This window comes from Pseudomonas sp. TE3899 (genome assembly GCF_056279105.1).
Genome location: NZ_JBWBQR010000001.1, coordinates 5,196,879 through 5,222,503 on the forward strand (window position 1 = coordinate 5,196,879; position 25,625 = coordinate 5,222,503).

Annotated in this window: 23 protein-coding genes and 2 pseudogenes; 14 read left to right on the forward strand and 11 right to left on the reverse strand. The window is 60.9% G+C overall.

All coding sequences use genetic code 11. The annotated features are described in order from the left end of the window. Positions 1–26: 26 nt before the first annotated feature. Positions 27–806 carry an exodeoxyribonuclease III gene (locus ACZ89E_RS23565; protein WP_007934608.1) on the reverse strand — a complete coding sequence of 260 codons (780 nt, stop codon included), beginning with the start codon at positions 804–806 and terminating at the stop codon, positions 27–29. 82 nt (positions 807–888) lie between these two features. Here ACZ89E_RS23565 and pyrE point away from each other — a divergent pair, with 82 nt between their 5' ends. After that, positions 889–1,533, forward strand: coding sequence for an orotate phosphoribosyltransferase (gene pyrE / locus ACZ89E_RS23570; RefSeq protein WP_133835392.1), 645 nt, complete (start codon positions 889–891; stop codon positions 1,531–1,533). A gap of 203 nt (positions 1,534–1,736) precedes the next feature. Here the strand turns inward: pyrE and argB are convergent, their stop codons facing one another. From argB to coaBC, 4 genes and pseudogenes are all read right to left on the reverse strand, one after another. Continuing rightward, positions 1,737–2,642 carry an acetylglutamate kinase gene (gene argB / locus ACZ89E_RS23575; RefSeq protein WP_123403785.1) on the reverse strand — a complete coding sequence of 302 codons (906 nt, stop codon included), beginning with the start codon at positions 2,640–2,642 and terminating at the stop codon, positions 1,737–1,739. A 25-nt stretch (positions 2,643–2,667) separates the two neighbouring features. Then, a pseudogene (locus tag ACZ89E_RS23580) lies at positions 2,668–4,044 on the reverse strand (phosphomannomutase/phosphoglucomutase); the annotation flags it as partial. A 350-nt stretch (positions 4,045–4,394) separates the two neighbouring features. Further along, positions 4,395–4,850, reverse strand: coding sequence for a dUTP diphosphatase (gene dut, locus ACZ89E_RS23585; RefSeq protein ID WP_123403789.1), 456 nt, complete (start codon positions 4,848–4,850; stop codon positions 4,395–4,397). Positions 4,851–4,855: 5 nt separating this feature from the next. Beyond that, positions 4,856–6,064 carry a bifunctional phosphopantothenoylcysteine decarboxylase/phosphopantothenate--cysteine ligase CoaBC gene (gene coaBC / locus ACZ89E_RS23590; protein ID WP_149659536.1) on the reverse strand — a complete coding sequence of 403 codons (1,209 nt, stop codon included), beginning with the start codon at positions 6,062–6,064 and terminating at the stop codon, positions 4,856–4,858. A 136-nt stretch (positions 6,065–6,200) separates the two neighbouring features. Here coaBC and radC point away from each other — a divergent pair, with 136 nt between their 5' ends. Beyond that, positions 6,201–6,875, forward strand: coding sequence for a RadC family protein (gene radC, locus ACZ89E_RS23595; protein WP_476256572.1), 675 nt, complete (start codon positions 6,201–6,203; stop codon positions 6,873–6,875). Between the two features lie 82 nt (positions 6,876–6,957). Here the strand turns inward: radC and ACZ89E_RS23600 are convergent, their stop codons facing one another. Further along, a complete protein-coding gene (locus ACZ89E_RS23600; protein WP_476256573.1) occupies positions 6,958–8,547 on the reverse strand; it encodes an ABC transporter substrate-binding protein in 1,590 nt (529 codons plus the stop codon). A gap of 445 nt (positions 8,548–8,992) precedes the next feature. Here ACZ89E_RS23600 and rpmB point away from each other — a divergent pair, with 445 nt between their 5' ends. Together rpmB and rpmG are read left to right on the forward strand one after the other, a co-directional pair. Continuing rightward, a complete protein-coding gene (rpmB, locus tag ACZ89E_RS23605; RefSeq protein WP_007894701.1) occupies positions 8,993–9,226 on the forward strand; it encodes a 50S ribosomal protein L28 in 234 nt (77 codons plus the stop codon). An 11-nt stretch (positions 9,227–9,237) separates the two neighbouring features. Further along, a complete protein-coding gene (rpmG, locus tag ACZ89E_RS23610; protein ID WP_008150173.1) occupies positions 9,238–9,393 on the forward strand; it encodes a 50S ribosomal protein L33 in 156 nt (51 codons plus the stop codon). A 183-nt stretch (positions 9,394–9,576) separates the two neighbouring features. Here the strand turns inward: rpmG and ACZ89E_RS23615 are convergent, their stop codons facing one another. Further along, positions 9,577–9,939: a cupin domain-containing protein gene (locus ACZ89E_RS23615; protein WP_476256574.1), complete on the reverse strand. Its 363-nt coding sequence runs from the start codon at positions 9,937–9,939 to the stop codon at positions 9,577–9,579. A 239-nt stretch (positions 9,940–10,178) separates the two neighbouring features. Between ACZ89E_RS23615 and ACZ89E_RS23620 the strand changes: the two genes are divergently transcribed. Both ACZ89E_RS23620 and ACZ89E_RS23625 read left to right on the forward strand, forming a co-directional pair. Next, complete coding sequence (locus ACZ89E_RS23620) at positions 10,179–11,672, forward strand: aldehyde dehydrogenase (protein ID WP_054048467.1); 1,494 nt, start codon at positions 10,179–10,181, stop codon at positions 11,670–11,672. Positions 11,673–11,853: 181 nt separating this feature from the next. After that, positions 11,854–13,000, forward strand: a pseudogene (locus ACZ89E_RS23625) (MFS transporter). A 172-nt stretch (positions 13,001–13,172) separates the two neighbouring features. Here ACZ89E_RS23625 and ACZ89E_RS23630 read toward each other — a convergent pair. Both ACZ89E_RS23630 and ACZ89E_RS23635 read right to left on the reverse strand, forming a co-directional pair. Beyond that, a complete protein-coding gene (locus ACZ89E_RS23630; protein WP_476256575.1) occupies positions 13,173–14,741 on the reverse strand; it encodes a phospholipase D family protein in 1,569 nt (522 codons plus the stop codon). Positions 14,742–14,798: 57 nt separating this feature from the next. After that, entirely contained in the window at positions 14,799–16,232 is a 1,434-nt protein-coding gene (locus tag ACZ89E_RS23635) for an aminotransferase-like domain-containing protein (protein WP_463258853.1), read from the reverse strand. Positions 16,233–16,411: 179 nt separating this feature from the next. Between ACZ89E_RS23635 and ACZ89E_RS23640 the strand changes: the two genes are divergently transcribed. Continuing rightward, a complete protein-coding gene (locus ACZ89E_RS23640) occupies positions 16,412–16,657 on the forward strand; it encodes a DUF1127 domain-containing protein (RefSeq protein ID WP_149659489.1) in 246 nt (81 codons plus the stop codon). Positions 16,658–16,791: 134 nt separating this feature from the next. Here ACZ89E_RS23640 and ACZ89E_RS23645 read toward each other — a convergent pair whose 3' ends face one another. Then, positions 16,792–18,084, reverse strand: a complete 1,293-nt coding sequence (locus ACZ89E_RS23645; protein ID WP_476256576.1) for an NAD(P)/FAD-dependent oxidoreductase — start codon at positions 18,082–18,084, stop codon at positions 16,792–16,794. A gap of 147 nt (positions 18,085–18,231) precedes the next feature. Between ACZ89E_RS23645 and ACZ89E_RS23650 the strand changes: the two genes are divergently transcribed. Further along, positions 18,232–18,585 carry a YkgJ family cysteine cluster protein gene (locus ACZ89E_RS23650; RefSeq protein ID WP_149659491.1) on the forward strand — a complete coding sequence of 118 codons (354 nt, stop codon included), beginning with the start codon at positions 18,232–18,234 and terminating at the stop codon, positions 18,583–18,585. A 115-nt stretch (positions 18,586–18,700) separates the two neighbouring features. On the opposite strand, the gene ACZ89E_RS23655 is transcribed toward ACZ89E_RS23650, so the two are convergent. Next, positions 18,701–19,189 (reverse strand): Lrp/AsnC ligand binding domain-containing protein, encoded by a 489-nt coding sequence (locus ACZ89E_RS23655; protein WP_010465173.1) that lies wholly within the window; start codon positions 19,187–19,189, stop codon positions 18,701–18,703. Between the two features lie 156 nt (positions 19,190–19,345). On the opposite strand from ACZ89E_RS23655, the gene dadA reads away from it, so the two are divergent. The 6 genes from dadA to ACZ89E_RS23685 all read left to right on the forward strand — a co-directional run bounded on the left by dadA (position 19,346) and on the right by ACZ89E_RS23685 (position 25,481). After that, a complete protein-coding gene (gene dadA / locus ACZ89E_RS23660; RefSeq protein WP_463258851.1) occupies positions 19,346–20,650 on the forward strand; it encodes a D-amino acid dehydrogenase in 1,305 nt (434 codons plus the stop codon). Then, positions 20,622–20,975, forward strand: coding sequence for a RidA family protein (locus tag ACZ89E_RS23665; RefSeq protein ID WP_149659493.1), 354 nt, complete (start codon positions 20,622–20,624; stop codon positions 20,973–20,975). Before dadA ends, ACZ89E_RS23665 begins: the two co-directional genes overlap by 29 nt. Positions 20,976–21,070: 95 nt before the next feature. Further along, a complete protein-coding gene (alr, locus tag ACZ89E_RS23670) occupies positions 21,071–22,147 on the forward strand; it encodes an alanine racemase (protein ID WP_476256577.1) in 1,077 nt (358 codons plus the stop codon). A gap of 128 nt (positions 22,148–22,275) precedes the next feature. Further along, positions 22,276–22,824 carry a cupin domain-containing protein gene (locus tag ACZ89E_RS23675; protein WP_047226150.1) on the forward strand — a complete coding sequence of 183 codons (549 nt, stop codon included), beginning with the start codon at positions 22,276–22,278 and terminating at the stop codon, positions 22,822–22,824. Positions 22,825–23,003: 179 nt separating this feature from the next. Beyond that, on the forward strand, positions 23,004–23,420 hold the full coding sequence (locus tag ACZ89E_RS23680; RefSeq protein ID WP_149659537.1) for a c-type cytochrome: 417 nt from the start codon (positions 23,004–23,006) through the stop codon (positions 23,418–23,420). A 135-nt stretch (positions 23,421–23,555) separates the two neighbouring features. Next, positions 23,556–25,481 carry an acetyl-CoA hydrolase/transferase C-terminal domain-containing protein gene (locus ACZ89E_RS23685; protein ID WP_149659495.1) on the forward strand — a complete coding sequence of 642 codons (1,926 nt, stop codon included), beginning with the start codon at positions 23,556–23,558 and terminating at the stop codon, positions 25,479–25,481. The last annotated feature ends 144 nt before the right edge of the window (positions 25,482–25,625 follow it).

Genomic DNA, 25,625 nt, shown 5'->3' on the forward strand with positions numbered 1-25,625 from the left:
GCATTCTTTTATCGGCGAATCGACGCTTAGATAGTCAGCGTCCAGTCGTAGTCCACGATCAGCGGTGCGTGTTGCGAGAACCGTGGCTGACGTGGCAGGCGTGCGCTGCGTACAAAGCGGCGCAAGCCCGGGGTCAGCAACTGGTAGTCGAAACGCCAGCCCAGGTTGAGCATCTCAGCCTGTTCGTTGTCCGGCCACCAGCTGTACTGGTCGCCTTCACGACTGACTTCGCGCAGGGCATCGACATAACCCATATTGCCGACAATCTCGTCCATCCAGGCACGTTCAGGTGCCAGGAAGCCCGGGGATTGCTGGCTGTCGCGCCAGTTCTTGATATCCAGCTTCTGTTGCGCCACGTACAGCGAGCCACAATAAATGTACTCGCGACGCTTGCGTCGCTGTTTATCCAGATAACGGGCGAAATCGTCCATTAGCTTGAACTTCTGGTTCAAGTCTTCATCGCCATTCTGCCCCGAAGGGAGCAGCAAGGTCGCGATGCTGACCTTATCGAAATCGGCTTGCAGGTAGCGCCCGTAGCGGTCGGCCGTCTCGAAGCCGAGACCGCTGATGACTGCCTTCGGTTGCAACCGCGAGTACAAAGCCACGCCACCCTGGGCGGGAACTTCAGCTTCGCAGGCATAAAGGAAGTAGCCATCCAGTTGGAAGGCTGGATCGTCCAGTTCAAAGGCGGAGGCGCGGGTGTCCTGCAGGCAGATGACGTCGGCATTCTGTGCTTGCAGCCAACTGAGCAAACCTCGCTCCACTGCAGCCTGAATACCATTGACGTTCACACTGATGATCCGCATAAATGGCCCCAAAAATCGCGTGCGTGTATGATACACGGCGTCAACCTAATTAGCTAAATCCGTGGTATTTGGGGTTTTTTTCATGCAAGCGTATCAGCGCGATTTCATTCGTTTTGCCATCGATCGCGGCGTTTTGCGCTTCGGTGAGTTCACCCTGAAGTCCGGGCGCACCAGTCCTTACTTCTTCAATGCCGGCCTGTTCAACAGTGGTTCGGCCCTGGCGCAACTGGGTCGTTTCTACGCGGCAGCCATCGTTGAGAGCGGCATTCCTTTCGATGTTCTGTTTGGCCCTGCGTACAAAGGCATCCCGTTGGCTGCGACCACTGCAGTGGCCTTGGCCGAACATCACGGCCGTGACCTGCCATGGTGCTTCAACCGTAAGGAAGCCAAGGCCCACGGCGAAGGCGGCAGCCTGGTCGGCGCACCGTTGACCGGTGAAGTGCTGATCATTGACGACGTGATCACCGCCGGCACCGCGATCCGCGAAGTGATGCAGATCATTGACAGCCAGGACGGCGCCAAAGCCGCCGGCGTGCTGATCGCCCTGAACCGTCAGGAGCGTGGCAACGGCGAGTTGTCGGCGATCCAGGAAGTGGAGCGTGACTTCAAGATCCCGGTCATCAGCATTGTGTCGCTGACCCAGGTCCTGCAATTCCTGGCCGATGATCCGCAGCTCAAGCAGCATTTGCCTGCCGTAGAAGCCTACCGCGCCCAGTTCGGCGTTTAACGCTGATCTCCCTGTGGGGCGGGCTTGTGTGGCGAGGGAGCTTGCTCCCCTTGAGTGCGCAGCGCTCACAAGCTCTTGAGTCTGCTGCGCAGCCCAGCGGGAGCAAGCTTCCTCGCCACAAATAGACGTGTCCCCCGCAGGGATCGCAGGCAAAAAAAGACCCCGCTCAGCCAGGCTGAGCGGGGTCTTTTTGTAGGTGTCGCTTACGGACGCTTGCGATTGCTGATCAAAGTCCCCACACCGGTATCGGTGAAGATCTCCAGCAGAATCGCATTCGGTACCCGGCCATCAATGATCAGCGAGCTGCCCACGCCGCCCTGTACCGCTTCCAGCGCGCAACGGATCTTCGGCAACATGCCGCCGTAGATCGTGCCGTCGGCGATCAGGTCGTCGACTTGCTGGGTGGTCAGGCCGGTCAGTACCGTGCCTTGCTTGTCCATCAGGCCGGCGATGTTGGTCAGCAGCATCAGCTTTTCAGCTTTCAGTGCTTCGGCCACTTTACCGGCCACCAAATCGGCGTTGATGTTGTACGACTCGCCGTTGGCGCCCACGCCGATTGGCGCGATCACCGGGATGAAATCGCCTTTGACCAGCAGGTTCAGCAGGTCGGTGTTAATCCCGACCACTTCGCCCACTTGCCCGATGTCGATGATTTCCGGCTGAGTCATCTCCGGCGTCTGGCGGGTCACGGTGAGCTTTTTCGCACGAATCAGCTCGGCGTCTTTACCCGTCAGGCCGATGGCGCTGCCGCCATGACGGTTGATCAGGTTGACGATGTCCTTGTTCACCTGGCCGCCGAGGACCATTTCCACCACGTCCATGGTCTGCGCGTCAGTCACGCGCATGCCATCGATGAAGTGGCTCTCGATCGACAGGCGCTTGAGCAGGTCGCCGATTTGCGGGCCGCCGCCGTGAACCACCACCGGGTTGATACCCACGGCTTTCATCAGCACGATGTCGCGGGCGAAGCCGGTTTTCAGCTCCTCGCTTTCCATCGCGTTGCCGCCGTATTTGATCACCAGCGTCTTGCCGACATAACGGCGGATGTAAGGCAGCGCTTCGGACAGGACCTTGGCGGTGTTGGCGGCGGCTTCGCGTTCGAGGGTCATTCAGGGCTCCGGGTGAATCAGAAGATCAAAACGGTAGTTGGAGATCAGGGGCAACACGCTTCAACTGGACTTTGAATACGTCCTTGATGCGCTGCAGTTCAGCCTCGTCATCAGCCTCGAAACGCAGCACCAGCACCGGTGTGGTGTTGGAGGCGCGCACCAGGCCCCAGCCTTTGGCGTAGTCGACCCGCACGCCGTCGATGGTGGTCAGGTCGGCGCCTTCGCCCCACTTCGCGTCGTGCAGAGCATCAATGATGCTGAATTTGCTCTCTTCGGTCACATGGATATTGATTTCAGGCGTAGAAATATCGTTCGGGAAGGTCGCAAACAGCTCTTCCGCGGTGGATTTTTCCTTGCTGAGGATCTCCAGCAACCGCGCGGCGCTGTAAATGCCGTCGTCGAAACCGAACCAGCGCTCCTTGAAGAAGATGTGCCCGCTCATTTCGCCGGCCAACAGGGCGCCGGTTTGTTTCATTTTCTTTTTGATCAACGAATGACCGGTCTTCCACATTAGCGGACGACCTCCGTATTCCTTGATCAGCGGCGTCAGGCGACGGGTGCATTTGACGTCGAAGATGATTTCCGCGTTGGCGTTGCGCGCCAGAACATCGCGGGCGAACAGCATCAGCAGGCGGTCCGGGTAGACGATGCTGCCGGTGTTGGTCACCACGCCGACGCGGTCGCCGTCACCGTCGAAAGCCAGGCCCAGGTCGGCGTTGGTTTCCTTGACCTTGGCGATCAGGTCCACGAGGTTTTCAGGCTTGCCCGGATCCGGGTGATGGTTCGGGAAGTTGCCGTCGACGTCGCAGAACAGCGGGATAACTTCGCAATTCAGCGCTTCGATCAGTTGCGGGGCGATCACGCCAGCCGCGCCGTTACCGCAATCGACCACGACTTTGAGGCGACGGGCCAGTTTGATGTCCTGGACGATTTCGGTGTTGTAGCGATCGAGGATCTCGACCTGGGTGATGCTGCCCTTGCCGCTGGTCAGGTTGTTGGTCTTGAGGCGTTCGTGCAGGGCCTGGATCTGTTCGTTGGCCAGGGTGTCGCCGGCAATGACGATCTTGAAACCGTTGTAGTTCGACGGGTTGTGGCTGCCAGTCAACATGACACCGGATTTACCGGCCAGTACGTTGGCGGCGTAGTACAGCGCAGGCGTTGGCACCAGGCCGACGTCGCTGACGTGGCAGCCGCTGTCGGCCAGGCCTTGAATCAGGCGTTCGACCAGTTCCGGGCCGGACAGGCGGCCATCGCGGCCGACGGAAACATTGGGTTCGTCCTGAGCCAGGCTCTGGGCGCCGATGGCACGGCCGAGCCAGTAAGCGGTTTCACCGTTCAAGAATTCCGGGACGGTGCCGCGAATGTCGTAGGCGCGGAAGATGCTGTCGGGGAACTTGGGTGCGACTTGGGCTGGACTGCTCATCTGTGGGATTGCTCCATTTCGAAAGTGACTGGACCTGCCAGGAATTAACTTGTCGGCAGGCTCAAACTGAAGGGTATGACGGCGTTTTCCACAGAGAGTTCGTGGTGTGCAAAGGCCATGACCGCGGCATCGGCGCGCATTTGGCCCGCCAATCCCTTGATATTCAGTGGTAAACCTTCCAGATGACGGCTGTGCAATTTGTACCCTGGAATGCACTTGTGGCGAGGGAGCTAGCTCGCGCTGGAGTGCGCAGCGCTCCCAAGCTTTTGGGGCCGCTTCGCAGCCCAGCGCGAGCAAGCTCCCTCGCCACAAAGGGGGCATCTATCGGATCAATGGCTACCGGAATGGCCGAAACCGCCGGCACCGCGCTCGGTTTCGACGAATTCTTCGACCATCTCGAAATGCGCTTGAACCACCGGTACAAGAACCAACTGAGCCAGACGCTCACCCACTTCCAGGGTGAATTCCTTGTCGCTGCGGTTCCAGCACGAAACCATCAACGGTCCTTGGTAATCGGAGTCGATCAGGCCAACCAGGTTGCCCAGCACGATGCCATGCTTATGGCCCAGGCCAGAGCGCGGCAGGATCAGCGCCGCCAGGCCCGGGTCGCCGATGTAGACGGACAGGCCGGTGGGGATCAGCAGGGTTTCGCCCGGCTTGATCACGGTGTCTTTTTCCAGCATGGCGCGCAGGTCGAGGCCGGCGGAGCCTGGGGTGGCGTACTGTGGCAGCGGGAAGTCGGTACCGATGCGGGGGTCGAGGATCTTGGCTTGCAAAGCGTGCATGTAAATTAAACCTGGTTCAGACGGTCGGCGATAAAAGTGATCAGCTGGCGAGCAATCTTGCTCTTGCTGGTCTGGGCGAAAAGCGTGGCGTGCAGGTCCCGGTCGATCACGCTGCAGGCGTTTTCTTCGCTGTTGAAGCCAATACTCGGGTTGGCGACGTCATTGGCGACGATCAAATCGAGGTTTTTGTCTTTCAGCTTGCGCGCAGCGTAATCGAGCAGGTGTTCGGTTTCGGCGGCAAAACCGACACTGAACGGACGGTCAGGGCGAGTGGCGATGCTGGCCAGAATGTCTGGATTGCGCACCATTTGAAGCAACAAGCCGTCGCCGTTCGTAGGATCTTTCTTGAGTTTTTGTGGGGCGACCACTTCCGGGCGGTAGTCCGCGACCGCTGCCGAGGCGATAAACAAGTCGCAGGGGATCGCGGCTTCACAGGCGGCGAGCATGTCCCGGGCGCTGACCACATCGATGCGCGTCACGCGATCCGGCGTCGGCAAATGCACCGGGCCGGTGATCAGCGTGACGCGGGCGCCGGCTTCCACTGCGGCTTCGGCCAGGGCAAAGCCCATTTTCCCGGAGCTGTGGTTGGTGATGTAGCGCACCGGGTCGATGTTTTCCTGGGTCGGGCCGGCGGTGATCAGCACGTGTTTGCCGGTCAGCGCCATGCGCTGGAAGCAGTCCGCCGCGCACTGGGCGAGGTCGGTGGCTTCGAGCATGCGGCCCATGCCGACGTCGCCGCAGGCCTGGCTGCCGGAGGCCGGGCCGAAGGACTTGATGCCGCGGCTTTCGAGGAGTTGCAGATTGGCCTGGGTCGCAGGATCGCGCCACATCGCCTGGTTCATCGCCGGGGCCACGGCGACCACGGCGTCGGTGGCCAGCACCAGCGTAGTCAGCAGGTCATTGGCGATGCCTTGGGCCAGGCGGGCGATCAAGTCCGCAGTAGCGGGGGCGATCAGCACCAGGTCGGCCCATTTGGCCAGCTCGATGTGTCCCATGGCGGCTTCGGCCGCGGGGTCCAGCAGGTCGAGATGGACCGGGTGCCCGGACAGCGCCTGCATGGTCAACGGGGTGATGAACTCGCTGCCGCCACGGGTCATGACCACGCGCACTTCGGCGCCCTGGTCGATCAGGCGGCGAACCAGGTCGGCGCTCTTGTAGGCAGCAATGCCGCCGCCGACGCCCAGAACGATGCGTTTCCGATACAGCCGCTGCATAGGTCTGCCTTTCATTTCGTTGATGACTGCGTGGCGAAACCCCCTCCCCAGGGATGAATTCGTCCGCAAAAAAGATGGGCTACGATATCACAGCGACCGCTACGGAACAGCGGCGCCCACAGACCAGGGAGGTGTTATGAGTATTCGTGATTGGCCAGCGGCGGAGCGGCCGCGGGAGAGGTTATTGGAGTTGGGCCCGGCGAGTCTTTCGGATGCCGAGCTGCTGGCGATTTTTTTACGGACCGGCGTCTCCGGCAAAAGCGCGGTGGACCTGGCGCGACACTTGTTGAGTCAGTTCGGCAACCTGCGTTCGCTGCTGGAGGCTGATCAAAAAACATTCAGCAAACAATTGGGGCTCGGGCCGGCGAAATTCGCTCAATTGCAGGCCGTTCAGGAAATGGCGCGACGGCATCTGGCGGAACACTCACGGCAGAAGTCGGCGCTGGAAAACCCGCAGGCTGTTCGTGATTACCTCAAAGCGATGCTGCGCCATGAGCCTCACGAAGTATTCGGTTGTCTGTTTCTGGATTCCAGGCATCGGGTGCTGGCGTTCGAAGCACTGTTTCGCGGCTCCATCGACAGCACCAGCGTTTATCCGCGACAAGTGGTCAAGCGTGCCCTGGCTCACAACGCCGCAGCGCTGATCCTGTGCCACAACCACCCCTCCGGCAACGCCGACCCCAGTCAGGCGGACCGAATGCTGACCAAGAGGCTGCAGGAGGCGCTGGAGCTGGTTGATGTGCGAGTGCTCGACCATTTCATCGTCGGCGACGGTGATCCGCTGTCGATGGCGGAGTACGGCTGGATGTAGAAGCAGCTGCAAGTTTCAAGCTTCAAGCGGCCAGCTAAAGCAGTGCACGGCCTGCTCTAACTTGCAGCTTGCAGCTTGCAGCTTACGGCTTGAAGCTGATTTTGGAGTAATCCTGCCGGCCGAAAGGACTGACGGCGTAACCCTGCACATCCTTGCGCGTCAACGCGAACGCCGTCGGATGCGCCAGTGGCAGCCACAACGCCTGTTGCTGGATCTGCGCCTGGGCCTGTTCGTAGAGCTTGGTGCGTACGCCTTGCTCGCTGGTGGTCTTGCCGGCGCTGATCAGCTTGTCCAGGTCCTGGTTGCAGTAACGGGCGAAGTTGGTGCCGGACTTGACCGCCGCGCAGGAAAATTGCGGCGTGAGGAAGTTGTCCGGGTCGCCGTTGTCGCCGGCCCAGCCCATGAACAGCAGGTCATGCTCGCCGGCCTTGGCGCGGCGGATCAGCTCGCCCCATTCGATCACGCGGATTTCGGCCTGGATGCCGATTTCCGCCAGATCGGACTGCAACAGTTGCGCGCCGAGGCTCGGGTTAGGGTTCAGCAAGCTGCCGGACGGGCGAGTCCAGATGGTGGTTTGGAAACCGTCCTTGAGCCCGGCCTTGGCCATCAATGCCTTGGCTTTCGCCACGTCGTGGGGATAACCCGGCAGGCTCTTGGCGTAGCTCCAGGTGTTCGGCGGGTAAGGGCCGTTGGCGGCTTCGGCGGTGTCTTCGAACACGGCTTTGAGGTAGTTGGCCTTGTCGAACGCGAGGTTGATGGCCTGGCGCACTTCAGGTTTGTCCAGCGGGGGATGCTGGCTGTTGATGCCGACGAAAGCGGTCATGAACGCGTCAGTCTTTTCCACATTCAGCGTCGGCTCTTGCTTGGCGGCCACCACATCCAGTGGCTTGGGCGACAGGGCGATTTGGCACTCGTTGCGGCGCAGTTTCTGCAAACGCACATTGGCGTCCGGGGTGATGGCGAAGATCAACGGATCCACTGACGGCTTGCCACCGAAGTAGTCCGCATTGGCTTTGTAGCGAATCACAGCGTCTTTCTGGAACCGCGTAAAGATGAAGGGGCCGCTGCCGATCGGCTGGCTGTTGAGCTTTTCGGGCGTGCCGGCCTTCAGCAGTTTGTCGGCGTATTCAGCGGAATAGATCGAGGCGAAGCCCATGCTCAGGGTGGCGAGGAAGGTCGAGTCGGGGTGATCGAGGGTGAAGCGCACGGTCAGCGGATCGAGGGCGTCGATCTTTTTGATCAGTGCCGGCAGTTGCATCGACTGGGCATGGGGGAAGCCGCTCTGGGCGACTTTGTGCCACGGGTGAGCCGGGTCGAGCATGCGGTCGAAGCTGAATTTGACGTCTTCGGCGCTCAAATCGCGAGTCGGGCTGAAGTACTCGGTTTTGTGGAATTTCACTTGCGGGTGCAATTTGAAGACGTAGCTCAGGCCGTCGGGCGAGACTTCCCAGCTGTCCGCAAGGCTGGCGACCACTTTGCCGCTGGCGGTGTCGAAGTCCACCAGGCGATTCATCAGTACATCGGCCGAGGCGTTGGTGGTGGTCAGCGAGTTGTACTGCACCACGTCGAACCCTTCAGGGCTGGCCTCGGTGCAGACGGTCAGGGCGGCGGCTTGGGCCAGCGGGCTCAGTAACAATGGGGCAAGCAGCAGCGGTAGGGCAGCGAGGCGCATGGTCGGATTCCTTTACAGATCGAAGGCCCATCTGCAAGTGCAGTCTGGAAAAGGCCTACCCTAGTGGGCTCTTTTGCAAATGACTATCCCCATTTTCATTTTGAGGCGACTATAGGCGCCTTATTTGCGTGTGCGTGGTTTCATAAAGCCGTTGATTGGCGTGTTGGCCGATGCTCTGCGACGAGCGGTCGCCATCGACGACAGCCTTTGTCCAAGGCGCTCGTAGCCCGGAAAATGGGCTTTTTGTGAATTCATCGCACACTGAATGTTGTTGCTCTCTGGTCTTTCTGGTATAAAGCAGCGCTCTTTTCTAGGGGCCCGGTTCCTTCACTGTAGGTGTAGCCGGTAAGACCTCTAAAGAAACGCGGCGCCTGGCGCCAAATGACTGAGAGATTAAGCGGCCAACCCATGCCGGGTTGGGCATGTGGTTTTAGAGGGCTGAGGCATGTCGAGAGTCTGTCAAGTTACCGGTAAGGGTCCGGTAACTGGGAATAACATTTCCCACGCAAACAACAAAACCCGTCGTCGTTTCCTGCCGAACCTGCAGCATCATCGCTTCTGGGTTGAAGAAGAGAAACGTTTCGTGCGTCTGCGCGTATCTGCCAAAGGCATGCGTATCATCGACAAGCGTGGCATCACTGTCGTGCTGGCCGAAATCCGCAAAGCTGGCAAGATCTAAGGGAGCTAATCATGCGTGAATTGATTCGAATGATTTCTAGCGCCGGTACTGGTCACTTCTACACTACCGACAAGAACAAGCGTACTACCCCGGACAAGCTCGAAAAGCGCATGTTCGACCCGCGCGTTCGTAAGCACGTGATGTACAAAGAAGGCAAAATCAAGTAATTGATTTTTCTCTCTTACAAAAAAGGCCCGTATCGCGAGATACGGGCCTTTTTTGTTGCCTGTGGGTTATGCATTGCCTGTCAGGACGCCTTCGCGGGCAAGCCTCGCTCGGATCACACTGAACTGTAGGAGCGAGGCTTGCCCGCGAAGAGGCCGGCCCGGACAACACAAATCCACAAATCCTCAAGCCTTCTGTTCAAACACCACATAAATCTTGCGGCACGACTCCAGCACTTCCCAGGTCCCGCGAAAACCCGCCGGAATCACAAAACGATCACCCACCCGCAGCGTCTTGCTGTTGCCATCGTTATCGCGCAGCACCGACACGCCCTGGACGATCTCGCAGTATTCATGTTCGGTGTAATTCACCAGCCACTGGCCGATTTCGCCTTCCCACACACCAGCGCTCATCTGCCCGCACGGGCTGTTGTAGTGGTTGTACACCGCTTGCTCGGGGTCGCCCTTGAGGACTTTGGCCGGGTCCGGCCGATAGCGATCGGGCTGGGTGGCGGCCTGGCTGAAGTCGACGACATCCTGAATATTCATTTTGTTGTAATCCCCCGTGATTGCGGCGCAATGGCTGAAAAGACCCAAAGTCTATGTTTATTAAAATGAACACTGCAAGGCCGTTTTCCGACCTTGTGTCAAATATATTGAAACAACCCCGGCCACTGGTTTAGGGTGGCAGGTGCCTCGGGCCGATAGTAGGCTGTGCCGGGCAGAATTCCTGACAGTACCCGCGAAGAACGCGGGGCTCTCGTATTCAACAAGAGGAGGACACTCGAATGACCACCCTGACTCGTGCCGACTGGGAACAACGGGCTCGCGATCTGAAGATCGAAGGCCGCGCCTACATCAATGGCGAATACACCGATGCCGTCTCCAGCGAGACCTTCGAGTGCATCAGCCCGGTCGATGGCCGTCTGCTGGGCAAGATTGCCAGCTGTGACGCCGCCGACGCCCAGCGCGCCGTGGAAAACGCCCGCGCCACCTTCAATTCCGGCGTGTGGTCGCGCCTGGCGCCGACCAAACGCAAAGCCACCATGATTCGTTTCGCCGGCCTGCTCAAACAGCACGCCGAAGAACTCGCCCTGCTTGAAACCCTGGACATGGGCAAGCCGATCAGCGACTCCCTGTACATCGACGTTCCCGGCGCGGCGCAAGCCCTGAGCTGGAGCGGCGAGGCCATCGACAAGATCTACGACGAAGTGGCCGCCACTCCGCACGATCAACTGGGTCTGGTCACTCGCGAGCCAGTCGGCGTGGTCGGCGCCATCGTGCCGTGGAACTTCCCGTTGATGATGGCCTGCTGGAAACTCGGCCCGGCGCTGTCCACCGGTAACTCGGTAATCCTCAAGCCGTCGGAAAAATCCCCGCTGACCGCTATCCGCATCGCGGCGCTGGCTGTTGAAGCCGGCATTCCGAAAGGCGTGCTGAACGTGCTGCCAGGCTACGGCCACACCGTCGGCAAGGCCCTGGCCCTGCACAACGACGTGGACACCCTGGTGTTCACCGGTTCGACCAAGATCGCCAAGCAGTTGCTGATCTATTCGGGCGAATCGAACATGAAGCGCGTCTGGCTCGAAGCCGGCGGCAAGAGCCCGAACATCGTGTTCGCCGATGCCCCGGACCTGCAAGCCGCCGCCGAATCCGCCGCCAGCGCCATCGCCTTCAACCAGGGCGAAGTCTGCACCGCCGGTTCGCGTCTGCTGGTCGAGCGTTCGATCAAGGACACCTTCCTGCCGCTGGTGATCGAAGCACTGAAAACCTGGAAGCCGGGCAATCCGCTGGACCCGGCGACCAACGTCGGCGCGTTGGTGGACACCCAGCAGATGAACACCGTGCTGTCCTACATCGAATCCGGCCACACCGATGGCGCCAAACTGGTGGCCGGCGGCAAGCGCATCCTGCAGGAAACCGGCGGCACCTACGTTGAACCGACGATTTTCGACGGCGTGAACAACGCGATGAAAATCGCCCAGGAAGAAATCTTTGGCCCGGTGTTGTCGGTCATCGCTTTCGATACCGCCGAAGAAGCCATTGCGATTGCCAACGACACGCCCTACGGCCTGGCCGCTGCGGTGTGGACCAAGGACATCTCCAAGGCACACCTGACCGCCAAGGCCCTGCGTGCCGGTAGCGTGTGGGTCAACCAGTACGACGGCGGCGATATGACTGCGCCGTTCGGTGGTTTCAAACAGTCGGGCAATGGTCGCGACAAGTCGCTGCATGCGTTCGACAAGTACACCGAGCTGAAGGCGACCTGGATCAAGTTGTAAGTCTCAAGCCTGCGGTGTTGCTGATCACGCCTTCGCGGGCAAGCCTCGCTCCTACAGAGATCGCGTAGGGCGGGGCGACGCGGTACCACAGGTCTATCGCCGCAGCCGGACTTTCCTCAAAGGAAGGTCCGGCTGTGTCGTCTCTGTTGTTTGAAAAACACTATCCACAGGAGCGTGGAACATGCGTTGGGCGACTTATTTCGCCGTGTTGGCGTCGGTCTTGAGTGTCGGCCTGGCCCTGGGTGTCAGCATGCCGCTGGTGTCGTTTCGCCTGGAAAGCTGGGGTTACGGTTCGTTTGCCATTGGTGTGATGGCGGCGATGCCGGCCATTGGTGTGCTGCTGGGGGCGAAGATCTCCAGTCACCTGGCCGCGCGTCTTGGCACCGCGAATCTGATGCGTCTGTGCCTGTGGGGCCGGGGCGGTGTCCATCGGATTGCTGGCGCTGTTGCCGAGTTATCCGATCTGGCTGGTGTTGCGCCTGATGATCGGGGTGATTCTGACCCTGGTCTTTATCCTCGGTGAAAGCTGGATCAACCAACTGGTGATCGAAAAGTGGCGCGGGCGCCTGGTGGCGTTGTATGGCAGCAGCTATGCGTTGAGCCAACTGGGCGGGCCGTTGCTGCTGGGCGCGTTGGGCACGGAACACGATTACGGCTTCTGGGTCGGCGTCGGGTTATTGCTGACGGCACCGTTGCTGCTGTTGGGCCGCAGCGGCGCACCGAGCAGTGAAGCCAGCAGCGTGACCTTCGGCGATTTGTGGACCTTCTGCCGAGGGTTGCCGGCGATTGCCTGGGCGGTGTCGCTGTTCGCCGCGTTTGAAGCGATGATCCTGACCTTGTTGCCGGTGTATTGCCTGCGCCAAGGCTTCACTGCGGAAATCGCCCTGGCCATGGTCAGTACCGTGGTGGTCGGCGATGCCTTGCTGCAGCTTCCCATCGGTGCGCTGGCGGATCGGTTGTCCCGGCGCAGTCTGTTCACGGGCTGCGCGGTAGTCTTGCTGCTGTCCAGCCTGGCGATTCCGCTGCTGATCGATACGTTGCTGATCTGGCCGCTGTGGGTGTTGTTCGGCGCCAGTGCCGGTGGATTGTTCACCCTGTCGCTGATCCTGATCGGCGAGCGTTATCGCGACGATGCGCTGGTGCGGGCCAATGCCCATATCGCGCAGTTGTGGGGAATCGGGTGCCTGATCGGCCCCTTGGCGGCCGGGGCGGGGAGCCAGTGGATCAGCGGGCATGCGTTGCCGTTGCTAATGGCGGTGGGGGCGTTTGGGTTGGTGGTTTTGCTGATGCGCCAAGGGGCGTTTGGCGCGGTGGCCGAGCCCGCTTAAAACCTGTGGAAGCGAGCTTGTGTGGCGAGGGGGCTTGCCCCCGTTCGGCTGTGCAGCAGTCGTAAAACCATCCAGCGCGACATAACGGGTAGATTCGTGTCTTCAACTTTGGGGCTGCTTCGCCGCCCAGCGGGGGCAAGCCCCCTCGCCACAATTGATCAGTAAACCTTGACTACAACATCCGCTCCAGGCCGACGGTGGTGCTGAACCACGCATTAAACCGGCGCCACAGGCTTCCCGGTTCCTTGGTCAGGGTGTGCAACTTACCGTTGTCCTCGGTCACCCAAACGATCTGCCCCTTCTCCAGTTTCGCCTCATAACTCAACGGCGGCGCCATGCCTTGCAGCGCCAATTCACGCACATGCGCGGCCAGCTCCGGGCTGTCCACCAGCACGCCGACTTCGGTGTTCCACAGCACCGAGCGCGGGTCGAAATTGAATGAGCCGATAAACGATTTCTGTTGATCGAAGATCATCGCCTTGCTGTGCAGGCTCGAATCCGAGCCCTGATAGGCCGAACGCCGGAACAGATGCGGACCACTGCCGCTGCCGGCGCCAGGCTGGCGACGCAGTTCGAACAGCTTCACGCCATGCTCCAGCAAGGCCTTGCGATACGGCGCGTAACCACCGTGCACCGCCGGTACGTCGGTGGCTTCCAGCGCGTTGGTCAGCAGGCTCACCGAGACCCCGGCGTCGGCGCGCCCGGTCAGGTACACCAGCCCAGGTTGGCCGGGCACGAAGTAGGCGGAAATCATGATCAGCTCTTTGCTCACGCCGCGCAGTTCCGGCGCCAATTGCGTGGTCAGCAGCAACTGCGGGTCGGGCTCGCCCTTGGACAGGACTTTGCTCGGCGCGTCCCACAGCGCCTGATTCCAGGCCCAGATCAGCTCCCGGCGCCAGATGTCCAGGCGTGGGTATTTGTCGTAGACCATCAGTTGTTGATACAGCGCGTGGTTCTGCTTGCGGGTTTCTTCCAGGGATTGTTCCAGGCGCGTGCGGGTGTTTTTCAGGTCCTTGAGCGTCGGTTTGCTGGAGAGGAATTCGTCGATCGGCTTGCTCAGGGCGCTGTTCCAGTACTGGTCGAAGCTGTGCCCGAGCTGCTCGGCCACCGGCCCGACGCTGAGCATGTCGATGTCGGTGAAGTTCAGGTTGGGCTCGGCATCGAAATACTCGTCGCCCAGGTTTCGCCCGCCGACGATGGCCGCGCTGTTGTCCGCCAGCCACAGCTTGTTATGCATGCGCCGGTGTTGCAGCGACAAGTCGAACAAACGGCCCATGGTCCGCGTCACGCCCGTGCTGCGCCCCAGGTGCAGCGGGTTGAACAGGCGGATCTGGATCTGCGGATGGGCCGCCAGGGTCGCGATAATCTGGTCGAGGTCATCGCTGGTGGTGTCATCGAGCAGGATCCGCACCCGCACACCGCGATCAGCGGCCTTGAGCAATTCTTCCACCAGCATGCGCGTGCTGATGCCGTCGTGGACGATGTAGTACTGCAAGTCGAGGCTGGTCTGGGCGTTGCGGATCAACTCGGCCCGGGCCATGAAGGCTTCGGTGCTGTTGGACAGCAGGCGAAAGCCGGATTGCCCCTGATGCGGCGCGGCCTGGGCCTGGATTGAGCGGCCGAAGCTTGAGTCGGCTGCGGGCAATGCCTGGCTCGGTTCGCGGGGCACGTCGAGGCTGGCGCAACCGCTGAGGAACGAGGCGAGTAACAGCAGAGCGAGTAGGGGCTGTCTGAGGCTCACGTGGGGTCGTTCCGATTGGCTAGGGTCGGCATATGGACGCGGGTTTTCGGATAAAGGTCAGTCGTTGAGGCAATCAGTTTCCGCAAGCAGTTTGATCGCCGCCGCGCCCACCTTGCGCACAGCGTCTTCGATCTGCGCTGTTGGCTTGGCAGCGTAGTTCATCCGCAGGCAATTACGATATTTGCCCGAAGCCGAAAAGATGCTGCCGACGGCAATCTGTACGCCCTGGTCGTGCAGCGCACGATTCAGTTTCAGGGTATCGAAGCCTTCCGGCAGTTCGACCCACAGCATGAAACTGCCTTGGGGACGACTGGCCCGGGTGCCGGCGGGGAAGTAGCGCGTGACCCAATCGATCATCATGTCGCGATTGCGCTGGTATTGGGTGCGCATCCGCCGCAAATGCGGTTCGAAGTGCCCGGCCTTGAGGAAATCGGCGATGGCGATCTGCGCTTGTGGCGCGGTGGAGCCGGTGCTGATGTATTTCATGTGCAGCACCCGTTCCAGATACCGGCCCGGTGCGACCCAACCGATGCGCAGCCCCGGCGCCAACGTCTTGGAAAACGAACTGCACAGCAGCACGCGGCCGTCTTCGTCGAAGGATTTGATCGTGCGGGGACGCGGGTAGGTGTAGGCCAGTTCGCCATACACATCGTCCTCGATGATCGCCACGTCGAAGCGCTGTGCCAGGTTCAACAATGCGCGTTTACGCGCCTCCGGCATGATGTAGCCCAAGGGGTTGTTGCAGTTGGGGGTCAACTGTATGGCCTTGATCGGCCATTGTTCCAGGGCCAGTTCCAGCGCATCGAGGCTGATGCCGGTGATCGGGTCGGTGGGGATTTCCAGGGCCTTCATGCCCAGGCCCTTGAGGGTCTGCATGGCGCCGTGGAAGCTCGGCGAATCCACGGCGACGATGTCACCAGGTGAGCAGATGGAGCGGATGCTGGTGGACAGCGCTTCGTGGCAACCGGTGGTGACCACCAGGTCGGCGGCGCTCAGTTGGCAACCGGAATCGAGCATTAGCCGGGCGATCTGTTCGCGCAGGTCGAGGTTGCCGTGGATGTTGTCGTAATACAGGCCGGGCATGTCCTGGCGACGGCTGATCTGCGCCAGCCCGCGTAGCAACGGTTTCATGGTTGGCGTGGTGATGTCCGGCATGCCGCGACCGAGTTGCACCACGTCTTTGCGCGGCACGGCGCGGATCAGCTCCAGCACCTGGTCCCACTGGGAAATATCCACCGGGCGTTGTGCCGGACGGCCGACGGCGGGCAGTTCCGGCAGCTCGCGACTGACCGGCACAAAGTACCCGGATTTGGGTTTCGGCGTCGCCAGCCCGCTGTCTTCCAGCACCCGATACGCCTGCTGCACCGTGCTCAGGCTGACCCCGTGCTCGACACTCAACGCCCGCACCGACGGCAGCCGGTCGCCGGGACGATAGAAGCCCTGTTCGATACGTGTGCCGAGCAATTCGGCGAGATTGACGTAAAGGGTCATGACACTGCCTCGATGCGGGTGATTCGGTTAACCAGTACAGATGGGGCAAAAATACGTGATTCAGAGGTTTAAGCGGTCAATCTGTATGGAAATAATACAGCGGCTTTGAATCTGTAATGCTTTTCGCCGTCCGCGCATGATGAAACCTCTGGCTACCCAAGTAAACAGGAGCGATCAACATGAACGGCTTGAGCGATGTGCGGCTGACGTTACACAGTCAGGAACTGGCGGCAGGGCAGAACCACGGCACCCGTGAGGCGCAAATGCGCAACGCGCCGTCCTGCCTGGGGCGCTGGGGTCTGTTCTGGCATCGTCTGCACACGCGCAAGGCGTTGCTGAGCCTGACCCCGGAGCAGTTGCGGGATGTTGGGTTGAGTCGGGAGCAGGCATTGGCGGAGGGGCTTAAGCCGTTCTGGCGGATCTGAGTCTTGTGTCAATCTTTCGATCCATTCGCGGGCAAGCCTCGCTCCTGCGGTTTAGCGTTGATCCAACGAACGACGCGTAACCTGTAGGAGCGAGGCTTGCCCGCGAAGGCGCCCTTACAGACGCTAAAGAGCTATCAGACCAACTCTTTCATCCGATGCCACAACATCCCCAACGCCAACAACGGCGAACGCAAATGCCTGCCGCCCAGGAAGGTGATGTGCGGCACCTGGGCAAACAGATCGAACCCTCCGCTGTGTTGGCCGCTGATGGCTTCAGCCAGCAACTTGCCCGCCAGGTGCGTGGCATTCACCCCGTGACCGGAATAGGCCTGGGCGTAATAGACGTTCGGCTGGTCCTTGAGCCGGCCGATCTGCGGCAGTCGGTTGGCGCCGATGCCGATCATGCCGCCCCATTGATAGTCGATCTTCACCCCGGCCAACTGCGGGAATACGTCCAGCATCTTCGGCCGCATATACGCTGCGATGTCTTTCGGGTCCCGACCCGAGTAATGGCAGGCACCGCCGAACAGCAAGCGCCGATCCGCCGAGAGCCGGTAGTAATCCAGCGCTACCCGTTGATCACACACCGCCATGTTCTGCGGCAGCAAGGCGTGCGCCTGCTCTTCGTTCAACGGCTCGGTGGCGATGATGTAGCTGCCGGCGGGTAGCACTTTGCCGCTGAGTTCGGGGTTGAGGTCGTTGAGGTAGGCGTTGCAGCCCAGCACCAGAGTTTTGGCGCGGACGGAGCCTTGGGCGGTGTGGACCTTCACTTCGCTGCCGTACTCGATGCGAGTGACTGCCGACTGTTCGAACAGTCTTGCGCCCAATTGCTGTGCGGCTGCCGCTTCGCCGAGCGCCAGGTTAAGCGGGTGCAGATGCCCGGAACCCATGTCGATCAAGCCGCCGACGTAACGGTCGGAGCCGACCACCGAGTGCATCTCGTTGGCTTGCAGCAGTCGGGTTTCATAGCGGTAACCGAGGCCGCGCAGTTCTTCGGCGTCCTCGGCGAAGCCTTCAAGATCCCGGGGTTTGTTGGCCAGATCGCAATAACCCCAGGTCAGGTCGCAGGGAATCTGAAAACGCTCGACTCGCTGTCGGACGATTTCCACCGCTTCCAGGCCCATGAGTTTCATCTGACGCACGCCGTCGGCACCGATGACGTTGGTGAACTGATCGAGGCCATGGCCGACCCCGCGAATCAATTGCCCGCCGTTGCGCCCGCTCGCGCCCCAGCCAATCTTGTGGGCTTCCAGCAGCACCACGCTGAGGCCGCGTTCCGCCAGTTCCAGTGCGGTGTTCAGCCCGGAAAACCCGCCGCCGACCACGCACACATCCGCCGTCAACTCGCCTTGCAGCGCCGGATGATCGGGCTGCGGCAGGCTGCTGGCGGCGTAATAAGAGGCGGTGTGCCGGGCAGGGGCATTCATGCGTGGATTCCTGATGCGTGTGTTTGAAAAAGTTGACGGAGCATAAGCCGGACCTTCCGACGCGGGCAACACTGGTCAGTTGCGGCTGTATGGATCGGGCCGGATGCGTCAGAATCGCGCTCTATTCCGCTTTTGGTCACCACTTCGATGAGCTGCAACAGTCAGAAGATTCGCACCCTGCGCCAGCAAATCCCCTCGTTCGAGTGCGTGCCGGGCTGCCATGACTGCTGCGGGCCGGTCACCACCTCACCGGAAGAAATGTCCCGCCTGCCGCGCAAGACCCGCGCCGAGCAGGATGCGGCGATGGATGAGCTCAATTGCGTCCACCTGGGGCCCGACGGCTGCACCGTGTATGGCGAGCGGCCGCTGATCTGCCGGCTGTTCGGCACCACCAAGACCTTGCCATGCCCCAACGGGCGTGGGCCGGTGGAGCTGATTCATCCGCGGGTGGAGAAGCAGATTCATGAGTACATGGCTTCGACGCGGCAGGTCCTCGTGTGATCGTTCCCACGCTCCGCGTGGGAATGCAGCCCGGGACGCTCTGCGTCCCAAGAGCCGAACGCGGAGCGTCCGTTGAGGCATTCCCACGCAGAGCGTGGGAACGATCGGCGTGAGGTCAATCCGGAATCGGCAAACACAAACTCTCTTTCACCTCTTCCATCACGATATAGCTCTTGGATTCGCGCACATGCGGCAGCTTGAGCAAGATATCGCCCAGCAATTTGCGGTACGACGCCATCTCGGAAATCCGCGCCTTCACCAGATAATCGAAGTCCCCTGACACCAAATGGCACTCCAGCACGTGGGGCAGTTTCAGCACGGCGCGTCGGAACTCTTCGAAAGTGTCGCCGGATTTGTAGTCGAGACTGATCTCGACAAACACCAGCAGGCTGCCCTTGAGGTGCTGCGGATTGAGCCGGGCGTTGTAGCCCATGATGATTCCTTCGCGCTCCAGCCGACGGACCCGCTCGGTGCAGGGCGTGGTCGACAGGCCGACCTTTTCCCCCAGCTCGGTGAAGGAGATGCGCCCGTCCGCTTGCAGGATCCGCAGGATGTTGCGGTCGATCTTGTCCAGCTCACGTTTGGTCTGAGTGTTGGTACGCATAGGGGATGCGCCTCCGTGAAAAGGGTTTTTGCCGAGAATTGTCGCCAAATATAGGCACTTATATAGTGAAATGCACTGGCTAATCTTTTTTAAACTGCCCACATCTTCGGTCTGCACAACACACGTCAGCGGTAAGCCGCGATGAGGGATACAAAAATGCGCGTTATGGTCTTGGGTAGCGGCGTCATCGGTACCGCCAGTGCTTACTATCTGGCCCGTGCCGGATTTGAAGTGGTGGTGGTCGACCGGCAGCCGGCCGCTGCCATGGAGACCAGTTTCGCCAACGCCGGGCAGGTCTCGCCGGGTTATGCCTCGCCGTGGGCCGCGCCGGGTGTGCCGCTCAAGGCCATCAAGTGGCTGCTGCAGCGCCACGCGCCGCTGGCGATCAAGGCGACTGCCGACATCGACCAATACCTGTGGATGGCGCAGATGCTGCGCAACTGCACCGCCAACCGTTATGCGGTGAACAAGGAGCGCATGGTGCGTCTGTCCGAGTACAGCCGTGACTGCCTCGACGAGTTGCGCGCCGAAACCGGCATTGCCTACGAAGGCCGCAGCCTGGGGACTACGCAACTGTTCCGCACCCAGGCTCAGCTCGACGGCGCCGCGAAAGACATCGCCGTGCTCAAAGAGTCCGGCGTGCCGTTCGAACTGCTCGACCGCGCCGGCATTGCCCGGGTTGAACCGGCCCTGGCGGCTGTCACCGACATCCTCGCCGGTGCCCTGCGCCTGCCGAACGACCAGACCGGCGACTGCCAGATCTTCACCACCCGCCTGGCCGAAATGGCCGTGAAGCTGGGTGTGGAGTTCCGCTACGGCCAGGACATCCAGCGCCTCGACCACGCTGGTGATCGCGTGAATGGCGTGTGGATCGACGGCAAGCTGGAAACCGCTGACCGCTACGTCCTCGCCCTCGGCAGCTACTCGCCGCAACTGCTCAAGCCGCTGGGCATCAAGGCCCCGGTGTATCCGCTCAAGGGTTACTCCCTGACCGTGCCGATCACCAACCCGGCAATGGCCCCGACCTCGACTATTCTCGACGAGACCTACAAGGTCGCGATCACCCGTTTCGATAACCGCATCCGCGTGGGCGGCATGGCGGAAATCGCCGGTTTTGACCTGTCGCTTAACCCGCGTCGGCGCGAAACCCTGGAGATGATCGTCAACGACCTCTATCCTCAGGGCGGCGACCTGGCCCAGGCGAGTTTCTGGACCGGCCTGCGTCCGACCACCCCGGACGGCACACCGATCGTTGGCGCCACCCCGTTCAGCAACTTGTTCCTGAACACCGGCCACGGCACCCTCGGTTGGACCATGGCTTGTGGTTCCGGTCGTTTGCTGGCTGACCTGATGGCGAAGAAAACGCCGCAGATCAGCGCCGAAGGCCTCGATATTTCCCGTTATGGCAGCAAAATCAAGGAGTCCGCAAAGCATGGCAATCCAGCGCCAGCTCACCAATGAACGCATGAGTCAGATCGTCGCCCACAACGGTACGGTGTACCTGGCAGGGCAGGTCGGCGATGACATGAGCGCCGGGATTGAACAGCAGACCCGTGAAACCCTGGCCAACATCGAGCGGTTGCTCGACCTGGCCGGCACCGACAAGAACCACATACTGTCGGTGACGATTTACCTGAAAGACATCAACGCCGATTTCGCCGGCATGAATTCGGTATGGGACAAGTGGCTGCCAAAAGGCGTCGCCCCGGCCCGTGCCACGGTTGAGTCGAAGCTGTGCGAACCGCAAATCCTGGTTGAGCTGTCAGTGGTTGCCGCACTGCCTTAATCGGTCGTAACTATCCCTCTCCCGGTGCTGTTGGCGGTTCACGCCGTCAGCCAGCGCCGGTTTTTATTCCCATGACCGCCTAGAAGTCTGCCGCCATGCGTCCTGCCCGTGCCCTGATCGACCTTCAAGCTCTGCGTCACAACTACCAGATCGCCCGTGAACTCACGCCGGGGGCCAAAGCCCTCGCGGTGATCAAGGCCGATGCCTACGGCCATGGCGCGGTGCGTTGCGCCCAGGCGCTGGAAGCCGAGGCGGACGGCTTTGCCGTGGCCTGCATCGAAGAAGCCTTGGAGCTGCGCGCCGCCGGTATCAAGGCGCCGGTGTTGTTGCTGGAAGGTTTTTTCGAAGCCGATGAGCTGTCGCTGATTGTCGAGCACGACTTCTGGTGTGTGGTGCATTCGCTGTGGCAACTCGAAGCAATTGAGAAGGCCGCGCTGAGCAAACCGATCACGGTCTGGCTCAAACTCGATTCCGGCATGCACCGGGTCGGTCTGCATCCAAAGGATTTCCAGTCGGGTTATCAACGGCTCCTGGCGAGCGGCAAAGTGGCAAAAATCGTCTTGATGAGCCACTTCGCCCGGGCCGATGAGCTGCATGAGCAGGCCAGTGCCGAGCAGGTTGCGGTGTTCGAGGCGGCGCGCCAGGGCTTGTCCGCCGAGGTCAGCCTGCGCAACTCGCCGGCGGTGCTCGGTTGGCCGCAGATCCCCAGCGATTGGGTACGTCCGGGCATCATGCTCTACGGCGCCACACCTTTTGAAGAAGCCAACGCCGTGGCCTCGCGCCTGCAACCGGTGATGACACTGGAATCGAAAGTGATCTGCGTGCGCGAACTGCCGGCCGGCGAGCCGGTTGGCTATGGCGCCAAATTCATCACCCAGAAGCCGATGCGCATTGGCGTGGTCGCCATGGGTTATGCCGACGGCTACCCGCGTCATGCGCCGACCGGTACGCCGGTGCTGGTCGCCGGGCAACGCAGCCAGTTGCTGGGCCGGGTGTCGATGGACATGCTCTGCATCGACCTGACCGATGTGCCGCAAGCCGGGCTCGGTTCGACCGTCGAGTTGTGGGGAAAAAACATCCTGGCCAGCGAAGTGGCCATGGCCGCCGACACGATTCCGTACCAGATCTTCTGCAACCTGCGCCGGGTGCCGCTGCTCTATTCCGGGGCTTGAGACGAAACGACGCGCGTCGGAAGTCGCCTCGCCGAATGGGATTCAGGCCAAAGTGTTGTAAATACTGAACGCTGTCGCCATGATAACGCTCAATATCCTTACAACCTGAATCCCTGGAGGCTCCAGCATTGGACGTCGGTGAACGACTGCAATCCATCCGTAAGCTCAAAGGTCTTTCGCAGCGTGAGCTCGCCAAGCGCGCGGGCGTCACCAACAGCACCATTTCGATGATCGAGAAAAACAGCGTCAGCCCCTCGATCAGTTCGCTGCGCAAAGTGTTGGGCGGGATTCCCATGTCCATGGTCGAGTTCTTTTCCGAAGAAATCCTGCAGGAAAAACCGACCCAGATCGTCTACAAGGCCAACGAGCTGATCGATATCTCCGATGGCGCCGTGACCATGAAGCTGGTCGGCCGCGCGCACCCGAGCCGGGCTATCGCGTTCCTCAATGAAATCTACCCGCCAGGCGCCGACACCGGTGACGAGATGCTCACCCATGAGGGCGAGGAAACCGGGATTCTGGTGGAAGGGCGGCTGGAGTTGGTGGTCGGCGCTGAAACTTTTGTGCTCGAAGCCGGCGACAGCTACTACTTTGAAAGTACCAAGCCGCACCGTTTCCGGAATCCGTTCGACGCACCGGCGCGACTAATCAGCGCAGCCACGCCGGCGAACTTCTAAAAAGAGGCGTCCTGTAAGCATTGCGAAGGCGCCTGAACCGTTTTACGCCACGCAACAAGACCCCTTCGACTTTGGGGTTGTTTCAGTGTGGCGGGCTTGCCGTTATACTTGCGCCCGCCTGCGAACCGTGGCCGCGGGCGTGAATAGCCACCATTGAGGGTGAACGCGTGAACCTAATTATGAAAATGCTGGCTGCACCAGCAACTGTATTGGCCCTTTGGGCTGTGAGCGCACAAGCTGCAACGAACGACGATATTGCTAAACGCCTTGAGCCTGTGGGTCAGGTTTGTGTAACGGGTCAAGAGTGCAAAGGGATGGAAGTCGCGGCTTCGGCGGGCGGCGGTGGTGGGGCCAAGACCCCTGATGAAGTGATTGCAAAACATTGCAACGCTTGCCACGGTACTGGCCTGTTGGGCTCGCCAAAAATAGGCGATGCGGCTGACTGGGGCAAACGTGCCAAAGAACAAGGCGGGCTTGACGGTCTGCTGGCCAAAGCCATCACCGGCATCAACTCCATGCCGCCAAAAGGCACCTGCGCCGACTGCTCCGATCCTGAGCTGAAGGGCGCAATCGAGAAGATGTCCGGCCTGAAATAAGCCCCCATCTTCAGCGAAATAGCCGCTTGCGAGCGGCTTTTTTGTGCCTGCGATTTGCCTGCGCGACTATTCTTTGCAGCAAAGACCCGGCAAGCTCGGTCCAACCCCAATTCACGGAACGTGCGGGAGGATCAGATGGTGCAGTTGTGTTCTATCGAACAGGCGGTCGATGACGTACTGGCGCGGTTGCCGGCGCATATTCACATGGGCCTGCCCCTGGGTCTGGGCAAGCCCAATCACTTCGTCAACGCGCTGTACCAGCGTATCGCGCAACTGCCCGAGCGGCGGCTGACGATCTACACCGCCCTGTGCCTCGGCCGGCCCTCCTTGGGCGATGGCCTGCAAAAGCGCTTCCTCGAACCCTTCATCGAACGGGTTTTCGGCGATTATCCAGAGCTGGAGTTTCTGGCGCCGCTGCAAAAAGACAGCCTGCCGCCGAATATCCAGGTCCAGCAATTCTTCATGCAGCCCGGCAGCCTGTTGCACAGCGCCCAGGCCCAGCAGGATTACGTCAGCAGCAACTACAGCCACGCCGCCCGGGACATCAACGCCGCCGGGCTGAATCTGGTGGCGCAACTGGTGGCCAGCCATGGCGACCATCCCGATCGCCTCAGCCTGAGCTGCAACCCGGACATCACCCTCGACCTGTTTCCGATGATCGCCAAACGGCGTGAGGCGGGGGAGACGATCCTGCTGGTGGGCCAGGTGCACAACGATTTGCCCTACATGCCCGGTGATGCCGAAGTCGGCATGGACGCGTTCGACCTGCTGATCGACGAGAAGGACAACACCACGCTGTTCTCGACGCCCAACATGCCGGTGGGTTTCCAGGATCACTTCATCGGCCTGCACGCCAGTACGCTGGTGCGCGATGGCGGCACCTTGCAGATCGGCATCGGCTCCATGGGGGATGCGCTGACCGCGGCATTGCTGGCGCGCCAGGCGGATAACGCCGGGTACAAGGCGCTGCTGGCTGACCTGAACCTGAGCCAGTGGGCGCAGTTGATCGAGCGCGAGGGCGGCGTCGAACCTTTCGCCAAGGGGCTCTATGGTTGCAGCGAGATGTTCGTCAACGGTTTGCTGGTGCTGGGCGACGCCGGCATCATCCGGCGCAAGGTCTACCCGGACGTGCCGACCCAGCAACAGGCCAACGACGGCACCCTCGACGAAGCGGCGCAAACCGACGGCATCTCGGTGCACGGCGGCTTCTTCCTCGGCCCGCGCAGTTTCTACGAGCGCCTGCGCGAGTTGCCCCAAAGCAAGCGCCTCGAGTTCAACATGACCCGCATCAGCTACATCAACGAACTCTACGGCCAGGAAGAGCTCAAGCGTTTGCAGCGCCTGGATGCGCGGTTCATCAACACCGTGTTCACCATGACCCTGATGGGGGCCGGTGTGGCGGATCAGCTGGAAGACGGGCGGGTGCTCAGCGGCGTCGGCGGGCAGTACAACTTCGTCGCCCAGGGCCATGCGCTGGAAGGTGCGCGTTCGGTGCTGATCCTGCGCAGTTGGCGCGAGTCGGGCGGGGAGGTCAGTTCGAACATTGTCTGGGAGTACGGCCATTGCACCATTCCCCGGCATCTGCGGGATATCGTCGTCACTGAATACGGCATCGCCGATTTGCGCGGCAAGACCGATTCGGCGGTGATCGAGGCGTTGCTCAATATCAGCGATTCACGCTTCCAGCCGGGGCTGATTGAACAGGCGCAGAACGTCGGCAAACTGCCGAAGAACTTCCGCCTCGATCCGCGCTTTGCCGACAACCATCCACAGCGTTTGCAGGCGATCCAGGCGCGGCATCCGAATTTATTTCCGGAATATCCGCTGGGCTGTGATTTCACCGAGGTGGAGCGGGATGTGTTGCGGGCGCTGAACTGGTTGAAGAGCAAGTTCAAGCTGAGCGAGATTCTGGAACTGGGCAAGGCTGCGCTGGATGCGCCTGAAGCATCGCAATACCCGGAGCATCTGGAGCGGATGCAGCTGACTGACACGGACGGGTTGAAAGAGGATTTGTTTCAGCGGCTACTGCTCACCGGCCTGAAAGCCACCGGCCAGCAGTGAGGGCGCCTTCGCGGGCAAGCCTCGCTCCTACAGGGGTTATGTCGACTACAACATTTGGCACGACATGCTGATCGTTCCCACGCTCTGCGTGGGAATGCCTCTTCGGACGCTCCGCGTTCGGCTTGGATGGGACGCGGAGCGTCC